Here is a 15,007-nt window from a genome sequence, read left to right as displayed (position 1 = left end):
GCGGTAACGGTTTAACCCAAAAACAGTGAGCATGGTAGTCACACGAAAAAGGGCGACTGGTGTCGCCCTTCTCTCAATTCACAATCTTGAAGCGTTTACTGCGTCACGAAGCAGCTACCGCCAGCAGTCTTGAGACGACCACATAGTGCGGATGCATCATCCTTCGAACCAGCCTGAACTCGAACACGGTAATAAGTGCCCTTGTTCGGAATGTCAGCGCGCTTGATATCGACTGCACGGCCACCAATCACGCTGCCATAACGCTGCGCCATGTTGGCGTAAGACTTCTGTGCCAGTTCAGCAGACGGCTGCGAAGCGATCTGAATGAAGTAACCGCCTGCACCGGCTGCAGAAGCAACCTGAGGTGCTGCAGCAGGAGCCTGTGCCTGAGTACGCTGCGGAACATTACCCACGATAGTGGTTGGCTGTTCAGCCGGGCGTGAAGGCACGACAGGTGCCCGCACCTGAGGCGCTGGAGCCTGAGTTGCAGGTGTCGGCTGCGTTACAGGCGTGTTTGCAACTGGTTCCTGAGGCGCATTACCTGCAGCAAGAGCTGCAATCTCATCAGTTTCCGCTGGAGGCGCGATTGGTGCTGAATTGTTTGCAGTATTGACTGGAGCGGCCTGTGGAGGTGTCTGCGCAGGCTGCTGGGCCTGAACAATGGTGCCATCAGGACGAACGATCATCGTTTCAACTTCACGAGGCTGGATCAACGGTGATTCCTGACCGGATTCAGCGGAGTTTCCGGCAGCCTGATTAGGCTCAGGTGCATCATCCGTGCCGACTTCATTGTCCTGTGTTGCACCAAGATCAACAGGCTCTTCGCCGGCAGAAATCAATGACTTCTGCTCAGGATTGTTTGGCAATGTACCAGCGACACGGTCATAGACAGCCTTGTCCTGATTAGGAACCGTAGCGCCACCCGGATTTTCCGGCTGAACCTTGATTGGCTGATTATCAGCGCGAATCACAACCGGCTCACCGGATCCGCTACCGCCGAGGAAATGGTAGCCAATACCGCCGATAAGGACAGCGATACCAGCAACACTTGCGAGGATAAGACCACGGCGGCCGCGCACCGGACGATTGCGATAGGCTTCCGCAGCGCTACCGAGATCATCTTCGGGCTGCATTGCAGCACGAGTGCCGAACTCGCCACTTTCCATAGTCTGCGCACCCTGCGCGGCCCAGTGATTATAGAAATCATCGCTGCTACCGCTTGGGTTCTGCGGTGATGCTGGTTGTGCCGTAGGATTGGCTCGTCCATAAGCCATTGTTGCAGCAGCTGCAGCCGCTCCAACTCCTAGCGCGGTACCAGCTGCAACACCTGCGTTTGGCATGTAGGACGAAGCGCTTTCGCGGAAAATATCTTCAAACGCCTTGTCAGCTTCGCTCTGAGCATCTGTTTTTGCAGCGGTCTCATCAACTCCAATCGTGTTGAAAACTTCTGCAAACTCAGTCTCAAGATCAGTCAGACCTGCATTATTTTCTTCTTCGCCATAGCTGACTTCCGGCAAATCGAGCGAATGGGTCTGCTCCACCTTGCTGTCAGCAACACTCAGCGTTTCGATTTCGGGTGCTGGTGCTGCAAACGAAGAACGCGGGTCGGCGTAGTTCGTGAAGGACGGAGCGGCAGGATGCTGCTCTTCCTCGGAATAGGTAGCGTGAGCGTAAGGTGTTTCCACCTGTTCACTCTCGGCTTCCACGCTCAGATCAAGATCATCGGCTGTGAAGAAGTCTTCTTCAGTGAAGAGGTTCGCATCGTCAGTCGCAACTGGCGAAGATGCATCGCCCGAGGCTTCGAAACCGAAATCGTCTTCATTGAACGAGATTTCATCAAGGCCGGAAAGTTCATCGCCGGTTGCTTCAACCGCGACAGGAGCAAATGACTGTTCGGTCTCAAGCGTGAAGTCGTCGAAAGAGAAATCATCGTCGAGTTCGACTTGTTCTGATTCGTATTCTGCAGCAGCCTGCGTAGGTTCTGGCGACAAGACGCCAGCCGTTGCGGCACCCGCCGCGAAGTTGCTGAGTGCGTAATGCGGATAGATCGGTGTCTGTGCAGATTGTGAAGCAGCCTGTGGCTCTTCTACTGATTCCGGCGCATAGTTTGCAGCGGCTTCGACTGGTTCATAAGCCTCTGGCTCATCCAGCTGGAAGTCATCAAACACAGGGTCAGATTCTTCGCGATAAGCAGGCTCTGCATAAGCCGAAGTTGGGGCTTCTGCTGCAGGTTCAGCATAACGTGGCGTATACGCCGAAAACGGCTCAGGTTGTTCATCGTAAGCCGTCTCGGCTACTGGAGCAGACTGAGGCTCGTCGCTGAACAGCAGGTTTTCCAGCTCGTCTTCTAACGAAAGCGGCTGATGCGATGGCTCTGCGGCGTAGCTGGCCTCGAATGGCTTGGCGGATTGGAATTCCCAATCATTGCCATCGGACGGCAGCGGTGCAGGTTCCGTCGCATAGGTATTGTCGTAAGGATCTTCCGACGGCTGATAGGCAGACGGATTATAGTTCGAATAGTTCTGTTCCAGCGGCTCTACAGGCGCTTGTGCAGCATAGGCATCCGGATGAGTTTCTTCATAAGCCGTGCGGGCTTCTGAATAGTCGTTGTAATCGAACTGAGGCACAGGCTCGGAACGATCAGCTTCAACAAATTCAAAAGATTCAGCAGGAGCAAGCGGCTCGTTTGCATCGAGATGAAGATCGAACTCTTCTTCAAGTGCAGACACCAGCGCGTCTTCCTGCATCGCAGGTTCTGCGTCTTGATAGGAATGCGGCTCGTAAGCTGGCGTCACATATGGAGCCGAATGCTGTTCCGGTTCGATTGAATTACCGAAATCACCAAGCAACTCTCGCTCGAGATCGAACGAAAGGTCATTGTCGCCAGAATCAAAATTTGGTTCGGGTCTATATTCGCTTCGAGCAACGTTATTATCTGCAGACGCGCCGAAATCCATGATCCGTGAAAGTTCCATCAGCGGATCGTCTTCGTGCAGCGGACGCTCGCCGTAACTACGGGGATTAGCACTGCTGTCCGTCATGGTGTGTTCCTAACTCAAACCCTGGACGCCGCAAGACGTCTCGATACATTACGTTGTAGCGAGGCAATGTGGGCAAAAGTTGACGGAAGTTTCCTGCGCCTGAAGGAAGATCGACGACTTGGATACTCGCTGATCTTCCATCATTTTGACTTATCTATACCCGCTCAACACTCTGGTTGAACTTGCGCGTATAGAAACCGTCCTAGCGCATTTCCGTTGGAGCATCCGCACCGATTATAGTCAAACCGGAAGTCAGCACATCGGAAACGACCTGTACTAGCCCTAGCCTTGCTAGAGACAATTCTGGATCGTTAACCTTAATAAAACGTAAGTCTGGGTTCTCAGTGCCCTTATTCCATTGCGAATGGAACGCGCTGGCTAGGTCATAGAGGTAAAAAGCCAGGCGATGTGGCTCCTGATGCGTGGCTGCAGATTCGATCAGACGCGGATATTCTGCAAGCTTACGCACGAGTGCGATTTCGCTTTCGTCGGTCAGTTTGCCGAAATGTTCAGCCATAGAAACGCGATCAAGACCCGACAGACCAAGCTGGTCGACTGCCTGACGGAAAACCGAGTGGCAACGCGCGGACGCATACTGCACGTAGAACACCGGATTGTCTTTCGACTGCTCAGTCACTTTCGCAAAATCGAAGTCGAGCGGCGCATCGTTCTTCCGGTAAAGCATCATGAAGCGGACCGGATCACGACCAACCTCATCGACCACATCACGCAGAGTGATGAATTCGCCAGAGCGCTTGGACATACGAACTGGTTCGCCGTCACGGAACAGCTTGACGAGCTGGCACAGCAGAACTGTCAGCTTGGCCTTACCGTCGGAAACGGCTCGAGCGACAGCTTCCAGACGCTTGACATAGCCACCGTGGTCGGCGCCCAGCACATAGATCATCTCGTTGAAGCCGCGGTCATACTTGTCTTTGAAATAAGCAACGTCAGCCGCAAAATAAGTGAAAGTGCCATCAGACTTCATCAGCGGGCGATCAATATCGTCACCGACTTCTGTCGAACGGAACAAGGTCTGCTCGCGGTCTTCCCATTCTTCAGGCAGTTGCCCCTTTGGCGGCGGCAGCTTGCCCTTGTAAACATGGCCCTTGAGCGTCAGATCGTTGATTGCGGCGCGAATGACGCGTGCATGATCAACATGGAGCGTGCGCTCGGAGTAGAAAACGTCATGATGAACGTTCAGCGCTTCCAGATCGGCACGGATCATGCCCATCATGGCATCAATCGTGCGATCTTTAACGATAACGAGCACTTCATCTTCCGGCATTTCAAGAAGCTTGTTGCCAAACTCTTTGGCAAGCGCCTCACCAACCGGCACCAGATAATCGCCCGGATAAAGACCCGCTGGGATCTCGCCAATGTTCTCCCCAAGCGCTTCGCGGTAGCGAAGGATCGCCGAACGGGCAAGAACATCAATCTGCGCACCAGCATCATTGATGTAATATTCTTTAGTAACGTCGAAGCCTGCGAATTTCAGCAGATTTGCCAGCACGTCACCAACCACTGCACCGCGGCAATGACCAACATGCATCGGTCCTGTCGGGTTGGCGGAAACATACTCGACATTGACCTTCGTACCAGCACCAAGCTTGGAGCGGCCGAAGTCGGTTGCTTCATTGAGCATCGCAAACAGTTCGCGCTGCCAATAAGCATCTTTCAGACGGAGATTAATGAAGCCAGGGCCAGCCACATCGACCGTTGCAACATCGGCATCAGCCTTCAGCGCATCAGCAATAATTGTCGCAAGCTCACGCGGGTTCTGACCGACAGCCTTGGAAAGCACCATCGCGGCATTGGTGGCGATGTCACCATGCGTTGCATCGCGCGGAGGCTCAACGGTGATACGAGATAAATCGAGATCGCCACCGTCCTTTGCTTTAAGATCAATATCTTGCAACGTTTTTTTGATACGCGCGTCGAAATCTGCAAAGATATTCATGGTTCGTCCTGTGAGGCTTCCGTCCGGTTAATTTCTGCTGTCCGGCTTCTGTTCGTCATAAAAATAGCGGCGATCCCGGAGGCATTTGCGCTTCGAGACCCGCTTCGTCCCGCCCCGATTAAGCTAAATCGGGTGTATGGTCAAACAATCGTCGGTGTTCTCGCACTGCATAATTGTCAGTCATCCCCGCAAGATAGTCGGCGACGCGGCGCGCGCGCCCCGCATCATCAAGCGTTTCGCAGCCTGATTGCCATTCTGACGGCATGATTGATGGATCACTGAAGCAGATATCGAACAGGTCCTGAACGATCTTGTCTGCAGCGTGCCTGCGAACAACGACGCTGTCATGAAAATACAGGTTCTTGAACAAAAAGCGTTTCAGGACTTTTTCTTCATCCCGCATCTGATCTGAAAAGCCAACAAGCGCACGCGGTTGTGCCTGTACATCCTCAACGCTCTGCGGATTGGCTGCCGCAATACGGCGCTGCGATTCAGCGATCACATCCTCGACCATGATGGTAATCTGGCGGCGGACCAGTTCGTGACCGGTGCGCACCGCATCAAGCGCCGGATAGCGCGTCCTCACGATATCCAGAAGGCGTTTTGTGAGCGGCACCTCATCAAGCCCCTCCAGCTTAAGCAGACCCGACCGAAGACCATCGTCAATGTCATGGGCGTTATAGGCAATATCGTCGGCAATCGCGGCACATTGCGCTTCAAGGCTCGCAAATCGCGATAATTCGAGATCATAACGTTCGTTGAAATCAAGGATCGGTTGCGGGACCAGCTCATCTGAATGCGTGGCGAATGGACCAACAAGGGGGCCGTTATGTTTGACCAGTCCCTCAAGCGTTTCCCAAGAAAGGTTTAATCCGTCAAAATCTGCATAGCGATGTTCAAGCTTGGTCACGATACGCAAAGACTGCGCATTATGATCGAAGCCGCAATAGGCTTTCATCCGCTCATTCAGCGCATCTTCGCCGGTATGCCCAAAAGGCGTGTGACCAAAGTCATGCACGAGTGCTACGGCTTCAGCGAGATCTTCATCAAGCCTCAGAGCGCGCGCCAAAGCACGGGCAATCTGCGCCACTTCAATCGTGTGGGTCAGGCGGGTTCGATAATGATCCCCCTCATGGGCGATGAACACCTGTGTCTTATGCTTGAGACGGCGAAAAGCGGTGGAATGGATGATTCTATCGCGATCCCGCTGGAAAGGCGTTCGTGTAGCGCTTTCAGGCTCCGGCACCAGCCGACCTCGGCTCAGCGCAGGATTACTGGCATAGGGCGCTCTTTCGCGATAGCCGAAGCCAATTCCTTCCAGTTGCCCTATTTCTTCAGCGGACATTGCGATGCATTCCTCACTGTAATATGATTACGCAAATATCGTGCGGACATTGACTTCCACACGTTGCGTTCATAGCTATCAGCTAAACATGAAGGCAAGTATGCGTTTGTCGTAAATCCAGACAATTCCAATTCGGCACTCGCAATTGCAAGCGGAACAAGGCAGATGACAGACATTACCGTTTCCGAATCCGCAGCCAAGCGGATTGCAAAAATTATCGGTTCTGAACCGGGCAAAACTGCACTTCGCGTTTCGGTCGAAGGCGGCGGCTGCTCCGGATTTTCTTACAAGTACGACCTCGTAGACGATCAATCCGACGATGACATTGTTATTGAAAAGCTCGGCGCCAAGGTGCTGATTGATTCAATCTCTGTGCCGTACATGGATGGATCGGAAATCGACTTCGTTGATGATCTGATGGGGCAATCGTTCCAGATACGCAATCCTAACGCGACTGCATCGTGCGGTTGCGGCACAAGCTTCGCGATCTGATCAGACTTTAGAGCGCATTTCGATCTGATTGAATCAGATTGTCGCTCTAAATCCTTGTTTTATAGCATTTCCAGCAAAAGTGCGAAGCGGTTTTGCGTCGGATAATGCGTAAAAACAAATAGTTACAGCGGTTCCAACGATTCTTTCTTAACTGGAACCGCTGTAACGCGCATCTTTATCCGAAAACCGTTACACACTTTTCGGGATGCGCTCTAATTCCTAAGTAAGATTCAGCTGTATAAAGCGGCTCCAGTTGGACTGGAGCCGCTTTATTTTATCAGGCTTTTACCGATGAAACGGTCGCATCAATATGATCGACCAGCGCATCCGGAAGGCCAAGACGACCGGCCAGCATATCGAGATAACCGCGCTCCGCACGGGTGTCCGGATCAATCGTCAGACGGGAAGCAGTATAAAGCTCGACCTTCTGTTCTTCGGTCTGTGCTGCAGCGACCAGCGCATCAATATCAATCGGATCAGCCAATTCTTTCTCGAAGAAGGCTTCAGCCTCATTGTCGAGACCCGAAATCTGCACCTTCTCCATGATATGTGCGCGTTCAGCGTCATCGATATGGCCATCAGCCTTTGCAGCGGCAATCATTGCCTGAATGAGTGTAAGCGCGAAGCTATTGCTCATCGTCGGGGACTGCGGATGAAATGGAGAATCCGCTGGCGGTGGCGGCAGCAGCTCTGGCTCTTTTGCTACAGGCTGTTCAGCGGTCTGTGGCGACTGGCCGGACTTATAATTTTTGTAGGCGAGATAACCAAGGCCCGCGATTGCAGCGATACCGCCCGCAGTTGCCACATTACCTGCAAGCTTACGTCCGGTTTTTGTGCCCAAGATTGCAGCCGCAATCGCCCCCGTAGCCAATGGGTTTTTCTTCGCGAGATCAGTGGCCTGCCCTGCCTTGTCACGAACGCTTCCTGACATGCCCGGTATTTGCGATCCCAGAAACTGATCGAGAAGCTTTTTGGCGTCGAACATTAAAATCTCCTGTTTGGCTACGGTTTCATGGAGATAGGAACGCAAAAGCGGCAATACAAATGGCATTTGAATAATTATCAGACAGAGGCGAAATTCTGTGATGGAGAGTGAGCGGCGCTTGCCCTCGCCTCGTCTTCCGCCTAATCATTTGCAGATGAAAATCGCGACATGGAACATTAATGGCGTCAAGGCGCGTATCGAAAACCTCCAGCATTGGCTGAAGGAATCGTCGCCTGACATTGCTTGCCTTCAGGAAATCAAGTCGGTGGACGAACTGTTCCCACGGCTGGAGATTGAAGCGCTCGGCTATCATGTGGAAACGCACGGCCAGAAAGGCTTCAACGGCGTTGCGATTCTGTCCAAGAAGTCGCCTGATGAGGTTAATCGTGGCTTGCCGGGCGACGATAGCGATGAACAAGCGCGCTTTATCGAGGCGGTATTCTCGACAGATAAGGGCGTTCTCCGTGTGGTCTCGCTCTATTTGCCAAACGGCAATCCGATCGACACAGAAAAATTTCCATACAAGCTTTCTTGGATGCAGCGCCTTGAAGCATGGGCCAAAGACAGGCTTGAGCTCGAAGAACCGCTAGTACTTGCCGGTGACTATAACGTCATACCAGAGCCAAACGATGCGAAGAACCCGCAGCAGTGGCTGGGCGATGCGCTGTTTCAACCTCAATCACGTCAGGCGTTTCGCCGACTTGAAAATCTGGGTTTCACGGAAGCTGTGCGCGCTTCAACTGATGAAGATGGCGTCTATACGTTCTGGGATTATCAGGCGGGAGCCTGGCAGAAAAATAATGGCATTCGCATCGACCATCTGATGCTCTCACCAGAAGCGGCCAACCATTTTGTTGCTGCGGATATAGAGAAGCACGTCAGAGCGTGGGAAAAGCCGTCCGACCATGTTCCGGTCACAGTCACATTGGCGGTGTAATCACACCGCTAGAGTGAATCCCGAAAAGGGCGAAGCGGTTATCGGAACAAGATGCGCGTAAAAACAAATGTATAGAGCATAATTCCTTAAACTTGGATCAGTTCAAGGAATAAAGCATGATTAGTAGTCGCCCTTGACGGCATAGTCGCCTGCGAGAGCAATGGCATTACGGCGATCTGCTTCACCTGCAATTGAGAATGCCTGTTCCTGCATATCGCGGATCCATGTGCAATCTTCCGTGGGGCAGCGTTCAAATGCTGCGGTCAGCATAGCCAGACCACGAACGGTCTTGCCAGCCTGAAAGAGCATGTTTCCAAGCATTGCCTGGGCACTGGCATTGCCCTTTTTGGCAGCCAACTGGAACCAACCAGCAGCCTGAACAGAGTTGCGTTCACCGCCTTCGCCATCCAGGAGCATCTTGCCGAGCTCATACTGGGCAGCCGAATCGCCAAAATTCGACGCTGCCTGCACATAAAGATCGCGAGCAAACTTTGGATTGGACTTCACCGGGGAACCCGGGATGCCTACTTTCACGTAACCAGCAAGCGCGACCAGCGCGTCAGCAACATAGGGCTCGTTCTCGGAACCTGGTTCTGCACCGTCACGGACGATCTTTTCAAAAATCTGGTAAGCTTCGTAGTCATTCTCGGCAACACCGTCACCGTCGGCATACATGCGAGCCAGTTTCCACTTAGCGCCCTGATGACCGCGTTCAGCAGCATAACGAAGAGCTTTGATGGCTTCGTCCTTATGGCCGCTTTTGTAAGCGGAGAAACCGAATTTGAAGAGCTCGAACGGACTGCGTGATTTTTCCGAGTCATCGTTTAAATCAAAAGCCGAAGCGCTGTTGCAGACAATGGCCAAGCCAAGTGCCGCAGCGATAAGGGGATATGAAAAACTGCGGATACGCATCACAACGCTGGTCTTTCACATTGGGTGGAAGTTGATGACATAAACGACAGAATGCATTGTCTTTTCGTCAACACTGAGACCCGATTTTGACGGAAAAAAGCTCGGCTATTGTGCGCATAAGAAAAAGAAGCTGAGGCAGTCTTTCCACTGCTCGAAAACGGATCGTTATATAACAATGCGCCTTGCTTCATTTTTCGCCTGTCCTGAGGGAACCAAAGTTTCCCAGAAGTGTTTAATAGCTTTTGCCTTTCCTATCCGGTGACGTGCCTTTGTGGCGGGAAATGGGCAAAATGTGCGTCCCGTCTTTTTAGACTAAAGCAATGGTAAAGACTGTTGCTGAATCAACACAAAACCGCTCTGAGTTGATCCCAATAAGTTGCCGTGCATCTTCAATCCAAAATACGCTGAACTTCGCAAAAAGCTGCAGATGCGTTAAGTGTGGGGCGCGATTGGGGGCATGAAACAATGAACAAAAGGCGGCGCTATTATAAGCGGCCATATCAAACAAGAAGCCGAAAAAAGGGTGGAGGATTTGGCGGCATCCTCTTAACTTTACTAATCTTTTTAATTCTTGGGGCCGTCATTGTTTCCCTACCTGTTAACCGACAGCCGCGGGAATCTGCGACAGGATCAGTCTATGTCATTGATGGCGATACAGTCATACTGAATAAGGTACATATCCGCCTTCTCGGTATCGACGCACCTGAGATGGAGCAGACCTGTCGGATCGAAGGCAGTGACTATGCCTGCGGTCGAGATGCCCGCGATGCGCTGAAAATCAGAATCGGCAAAGCCGCGATTCGGTGTGAAAAAGAAGGCTTTGATAAATATGGTCGAGATCTCGGGCGTTGCTATCTGGGCGATACGGATCTCAACCAGTGGATGGTGGAACAAGGCTGGGCGGTATCTTATGGCGACTATCGCAGCGCAGAAGCTTCCGCCCGTCGCGAGAAACGCGGTATATGGGCTGGCAGCTTTGAAATGCCCTTTCAATGGCGCAGGGAACACCAAAAGCCGAATGCTGAACCCGAAACAGGCCATAAGGCACCATCAACCGATGTAATCAGCGGCACCATCAACTATATCAAAGATCGGCTATTTTCGTTTATTAATTCACTCTGATGCGGAGCGGCACTGCGATAATGAAAAATCTGGACGAGCTCAGACACTCGATCCAGGCGTGTCGTATTTGTCGTGACACGCCTCAATATCTGCCGCCTTTGCCGCACGAACCCAATCCCGTCTGCATCATATCGGATACTGCACGCATCGCCATTTGCGGGCAGGCGCCGGGTATTCGCGTGCATAACAGCTCCCTGCCCTTCAACGACCCATCAGGTGACCGTCTGCGGCAATGGCTCGGTACCACGCGAGAAGAGTTTTACGATCCCGCACGTTTTGCAATTGTGCCCATGGGCTTTTGCTTTCCAGGCTATGACAAACATGGCGGAGATCTTCCTCCACGGCGAGAGTGTCGGCAGACGTGGCATGACCGCGTATTTGCCACCATGCCGCAACTGGAGTTCATTCTCGTCGTCGGGCAATACGCCCTTGCCTATCATTTGCCTGAATGGCGCAAAACCAGTCTCACCCAAACGGTTCAGAACTGGCGCAGCTTCATGGAATCGCCAAATGCCGATGGTCGAACGGTTTTACCTCTGCCGCATCCGTCGTGGCGCAACAGTGGCTGGCTTAAACGAAATCCGTGGTTTGATGCGGAAACCGTACCAGCTCTTCAGCAGAAAATACGCAAACTGATTAATCCCGGAAAATAATTTTTAGAACTTCAGTTCTCAATGGAATTTTTTTCCTGTAAATTCGAGCGAATGCAAACGATAAGGTATGAAGTTTCACTCATCCGGACACTTCGGGAAACGATTTCTAATACCGGGATTAAAAACGTATGGACAGGCTCGATAGAAAAATACTGCGCTTGCTGCAGGAAGACGCAACTTTGGCGGTCGCTGATGTCGCCAAAAAGGTTGGCCTATCCACGACCCCTTGCTGGCGCCGCATCCAGAAACTTGAGGAAGACGGCGTCATTAAACGCCGTGTCGCCATTCTCGACCCAGTGCGTGTCAACACGCGCGTAACGGTCTTCGTCTCTGTCCGCACCAGCTCGCACAGCAATGAATGGCTCAAGCGCTTCTCGGAAGTGGTTCAGGAATTTCCTGAAGTTATCGAGTTTTACCGCATGAGCGGTGACGTTGATTATCTTCTGCGCGTGGCGGTACCGGACATTGCTGCATATGATGCATTCTACAAGCGTCTGATCGGTAAGATCGAAATTCGTGACGTCTCTTCGTCGTTCGCGATGGAGCAAATCAAGTACACGACCGAGCTTCCGCTCGACTACATGGTGCTCGATAAAGAGAGCAATTAAGCGCTTATAGCCACATAAAAGCCCGGAAAACTCCGGGCTTTTTTGTGTTCATTTTGTGGAACTTGTGACACCAGCTTGTTCAAATGTTGCCATTCCACTATGGCAAAGCGCTGCGGCTTTGACGATCCCTGCAGCCAAAGCAGCACCCGTACCTTCGCCAAGACGCATCCCAAGATCGAGAAGTGGCTTTTTGCCCATCTTCTCCAGAAGCAGCCTGTGGCCCGGTTCAGCAGATACATGGCCGAACAGGCAATGGTCGACAGCCGTTGGGTTTGCTGCATAAAGTACTGCTGCTGCGGCACTTGCGACAAAACCATCGACGATAACCGGAATTTTTTCCATGCGTGCAGCGAGGATTGCGCCTGCCATAGCAGCGATTTCTCGGCCACCCAGACGGCGCAGCACTTCCAGCGGGTCTTTGAGGTGATCCTGATGAAGATTGACCGCAGCACGAACAGCAGCAAGCTTGCGTTGCAGAAGCTCACCGGTTGAACCTGTGCCTGGCCCGACCCAATCCTCAGCAGTGCCACCGAAAAGCGCCAAAGAAATTGCAGCGGCAATCGTGGTGTTGCCGATTCCCATTTCACCGATGCAAAGAAGATCCGTACCGCCCGCGATGCCTTCCATGCCAAATGCCATGGTAGCTGCACAGGTGCGTTCGTCCATTGCAGCTTCTTCAGTGATATCGCCCGTCGGATGCTCCAGTGCGAGATCGAAAACCTTTAGGCCAAGATCATGTGCAATGCAGATCTGATTGATTGCTGCACCGCCTGCCGCAAAATTCTCCACCATCTGCGCAGTAACGCTTGATGGGAATGGCGTGATGTTCTTGGCAGTTACGCCGTGGTTGCCAGCAAAAACTGCGACCAGCGGACGATTGATCTGCGGTATGGACTTGCCGGTCCATGCAGCCAGCCAAGCAACAATTTCTTCAAGCTGCCCGAGCGAGCCAGCAGGCTTGGTCAGAGTGGCGTCTCGTGCTCGTACAGCTGCTTCGGCACCAAGATCAGGCCCCGGCAGATTGCGGATGAGTTCGCGAAAATCGTCAAAAGGAAGGCCACTGGCGCTCATATCGTCTAGTCCAATCAATCAATGGAGGATGCAAAACTGTTGTGCTCGTCCTATAAGCACTTAATCAAATTTTCAAATCACCTCTTTGCGCCAAGCCTTATTGGCCGCAAATATTCGACCCAGTCGACGTTGTAGTTTTAAAGCGGAGCAAATCGTTGCAGCGAAATAGCTTTATAAGAGACACATTTCGTTCTCTGGGCTTTCTTAGCCGTTTGCCATTGCCTCAAAACTGGCTGACCACAACTGACGATAGCATGGGCGATTCGCTCCGGAAAAGCTTGCGTGCGTTTCCTTTGGCTGGCGCTGTTCTTGGCCTTTTGGCAAGTATCGCCCTTCTGGTTTCAGATCATCTCGGCCTGCCTTCGGTTGTTTCGGGCCTAATCGCCGTTGGCGCACTGGCCGCCATGACCGGCGCACTGCACGAAGACGGGCTGGGTGATACAGCGGACGGTTTTTTTGGCTCATCCAACCCAGAACGTCGCCTCGACATCATGAAGGACTCACGCATTGGGACCTTTGCAGCACTGACACTCATCATCTGGACAGGCCTCAAGGTGGCACTGCTGGCCGCTATCATTGATCGCGCAGGTCCGTGCTATGCAGCACTTGCGCTTATCGGTGCAGAAGCTGCAAGCCGCGCTGCCATGCTCTCGCTTTGGTATGGGCTGCCATCCGCACGCCCCGGTGGACTCGCCGATAACCTTGGGCAACCAAGCTGGGAAACCCTCGTCTGCGCCTGCTCGCTGGGACTTGGCATCCTTATTGTGACGACTATTCCGGTCGCCGGTCTTGCAGGTTTTATCAAAGCTCTGCTCTTCAGCATTGTATTGATCTTCGGCTTTGCAAAGCTCTGCACTGCGAAAATTGGCGGGCAAACAGGTGATACACTGGGTGCCGCTCAACAGATTGGCGTTGCTGCAGTGCTGCTTGGCCTTGTCAGCGCGCTTTGAGGCAACCACATTCATTTCATGAACACGGCAACAATCGAATCGCCATGTATTCTGGTATGCGTAATCGACAGTCGGACAGGATTCTGTCTTGGCTGCGCCCGCACACTCGATGAAATTGCCGATTGGTCCTCCATGGGCCAAGACGAACGGCGAGCAATCATGGCGCTTTTACCGACGCGACATGAAAGACTGGAAAAGAAGGAAGGCTGATGGGGCGTTTGTTCTGGATTGTGATTGCAGCCATTGCAGTCGTTATTTTGCTACTGATGGCCAATAATGACAGCGGCACAACGCTTGGCATTGCCAATGACGCCTTCGGTCAAGCCGCCTATATGGGCATATGGGGCGTTGTGCTTGCAGCTGGTCTGCTCGGCTCCGGTATCAAACTTACCGACTTCGTGCGCAACATGGCTGTTTGGGCTGTCATTATTCTCGGTCTCGTTGCAGCCTATCAATATCGCTATGAGCTTCAGGACGTTGGAAGTCGCATAACAGCTGGCCTTATTCCAGGCAGCCCGATTTCTGGTCGTGCATCTGATGGATCACTGACAGTCACGCTGGCAAAATCGGCTAGCGGTCATTTTGAAGTCAATGGTCGCGTCAACGATGCCCGTGTGCATTTCCTTGTCGATACGGGCGCATCGTCAGTGGTGCTTTCCAAGGAAGATGCCGAGCGGGCAGGTATCGACACATCGTCCCTTGCCTATAATGTGCCGATCAATACGGCTAACGGCAGAGCGACTGCAGCCAGCATCACAATCGCGACCCTACAGATCGGCGACATTCAGCGGCACGATATTCGAGCGATGGTGACACAGGAAGGTCTAATGACCGGCAGCCTGCTCGGCATGAACTTCCTTCAGACCCTTGGTGGTTTCAGCGTTCGCGGCGACCAGCTGATCATGATGGATTAGAGCGCGTTTCGATCTGA

General features: G+C 52.6%; 14 protein-coding genes. 8 read left to right on the top strand and 6 right to left on the bottom strand.

Annotated features, from left to right (window positions below):
• Positions 1-95: 95 nt before the first annotated feature.
• The 3 genes from CEV34_RS13460 to CEV34_RS13450 form a co-directional block, all read right to left on the bottom strand.
• A complete protein-coding gene (locus CEV34_RS13460; protein WP_007874674.1) occupies positions 96-3,041 on the bottom strand; it encodes an SPOR domain-containing protein in 2,946 nt (981 codons plus the stop codon).
• Between the two features lie 202 nt (positions 3,042-3,243).
• Positions 3,244-5,001, bottom strand: coding sequence for an arginine--tRNA ligase (gene argS / locus CEV34_RS13455; protein ID WP_007874673.1), 1,758 nt, complete (start codon positions 4,999-5,001; stop codon positions 3,244-3,246).
• Between the two features lie 118 nt (positions 5,002-5,119).
• Positions 5,120-6,346, bottom strand: a complete 1,227-nt coding sequence (locus CEV34_RS13450; RefSeq protein WP_007874672.1) for a deoxyguanosinetriphosphate triphosphohydrolase — start codon at positions 6,344-6,346, stop codon at positions 5,120-5,122.
• A 165-nt stretch (positions 6,347-6,511) separates the two neighbouring features.
• On the opposite strand from CEV34_RS13450, the gene erpA reads away from it, so the two are divergent.
• Positions 6,512-6,838 (top strand): iron-sulfur cluster insertion protein ErpA, encoded by a 327-nt coding sequence (erpA, locus tag CEV34_RS13445; RefSeq protein WP_007874671.1) that lies wholly within the window; start codon positions 6,512-6,514, stop codon positions 6,836-6,838.
• Between the two features lie 277 nt (positions 6,839-7,115).
• Here the strand turns inward: erpA and CEV34_RS13440 are convergent, their stop codons facing one another.
• Positions 7,116-7,823: a tellurite resistance TerB family protein gene (locus CEV34_RS13440; RefSeq protein ID WP_007874669.1), complete on the bottom strand. Its 708-nt coding sequence runs from the start codon at positions 7,821-7,823 to the stop codon at positions 7,116-7,118.
• 154 nt (positions 7,824-7,977) lie between these two features.
• Here CEV34_RS13440 and xth point away from each other — a divergent pair, with 154 nt between their 5' ends.
• Positions 7,978-8,760: an exodeoxyribonuclease III gene (gene xth, locus CEV34_RS13435; RefSeq protein ID WP_007874667.1), complete on the top strand. Its 783-nt coding sequence runs from the start codon at positions 7,978-7,980 to the stop codon at positions 8,758-8,760.
• A 120-nt stretch (positions 8,761-8,880) separates the two neighbouring features.
• Here the strand turns inward: xth and CEV34_RS13430 are convergent, their stop codons facing one another.
• Positions 8,881-9,672, bottom strand: a complete 792-nt coding sequence (locus CEV34_RS13430; protein WP_007874666.1) for a tetratricopeptide repeat protein — start codon at positions 9,670-9,672, stop codon at positions 8,881-8,883.
• Between the two features lie 465 nt (positions 9,673-10,137).
• Here CEV34_RS13430 and CEV34_RS13425 point away from each other — a divergent pair, with 465 nt between their 5' ends.
• The 3 genes from CEV34_RS13425 (at position 10,138) to CEV34_RS13415 (ending at position 12,055) form a co-directional block, all read left to right on the top strand.
• Positions 10,138-10,794, top strand: coding sequence for a thermonuclease family protein (locus CEV34_RS13425; RefSeq protein ID WP_007874665.1), 657 nt, complete (start codon positions 10,138-10,140; stop codon positions 10,792-10,794).
• Between the two features lie 20 nt (positions 10,795-10,814).
• Positions 10,815-11,447 carry a uracil-DNA glycosylase family protein gene (locus CEV34_RS13420; RefSeq protein ID WP_007874664.1) on the top strand — a complete coding sequence of 211 codons (633 nt, stop codon included), beginning with the start codon at positions 10,815-10,817 and terminating at the stop codon, positions 11,445-11,447.
• Positions 11,448-11,575: 128 nt separating this feature from the next.
• A complete protein-coding gene (locus CEV34_RS13415) occupies positions 11,576-12,055 on the top strand; it encodes an Lrp/AsnC family transcriptional regulator (protein ID WP_007874663.1) in 480 nt (159 codons plus the stop codon).
• Between the two features lie 48 nt (positions 12,056-12,103).
• Here the strand turns inward: CEV34_RS13415 and cobT are convergent, their stop codons facing one another.
• Positions 12,104-13,126: a nicotinate-nucleotide--dimethylbenzimidazole phosphoribosyltransferase gene (gene cobT / locus CEV34_RS13410; RefSeq protein WP_007874662.1), complete on the bottom strand. Its 1,023-nt coding sequence runs from the start codon at positions 13,124-13,126 to the stop codon at positions 12,104-12,106.
• A gap of 155 nt (positions 13,127-13,281) precedes the next feature.
• Between cobT and CEV34_RS13405 the strand changes: the two genes are divergently transcribed.
• The 3 genes from CEV34_RS13405 to CEV34_RS13395 are packed head-to-tail and all read left to right on the top strand — an operon-like array spanning position 13,282 to position 14,990.
• On the top strand, positions 13,282-14,076 hold the full coding sequence (locus tag CEV34_RS13405) for an adenosylcobinamide-GDP ribazoletransferase (RefSeq protein WP_039859691.1): 795 nt from the start codon (positions 13,282-13,284) through the stop codon (positions 14,074-14,076).
• An 18-nt stretch (positions 14,077-14,094) separates the two neighbouring features.
• A complete protein-coding gene (locus tag CEV34_RS13400; protein WP_007874657.1) occupies positions 14,095-14,286 on the top strand; it encodes a DUF1289 domain-containing protein in 192 nt (63 codons plus the stop codon).
• Positions 14,286-14,990 (top strand): TIGR02281 family clan AA aspartic protease, encoded by a 705-nt coding sequence (locus tag CEV34_RS13395; RefSeq protein ID WP_007874656.1) that lies wholly within the window; start codon positions 14,286-14,288, stop codon positions 14,988-14,990. The genes CEV34_RS13400 and CEV34_RS13395 overlap by 1 nt, the downstream gene beginning before the upstream one ends.
• Positions 14,991-15,007: the final 17 nt, after the last annotated feature.

The organism is Brucella pseudogrignonensis (genome assembly GCF_002252525.1).
Classification (GTDB): Bacteria; Pseudomonadota; Alphaproteobacteria; order Rhizobiales; family Rhizobiaceae; genus Brucella; species Brucella pseudogrignonensis.
Note: the sequence above shows the minus strand (reverse complement) of the source record. Positions and strands in the feature narration are given on the sequence as shown.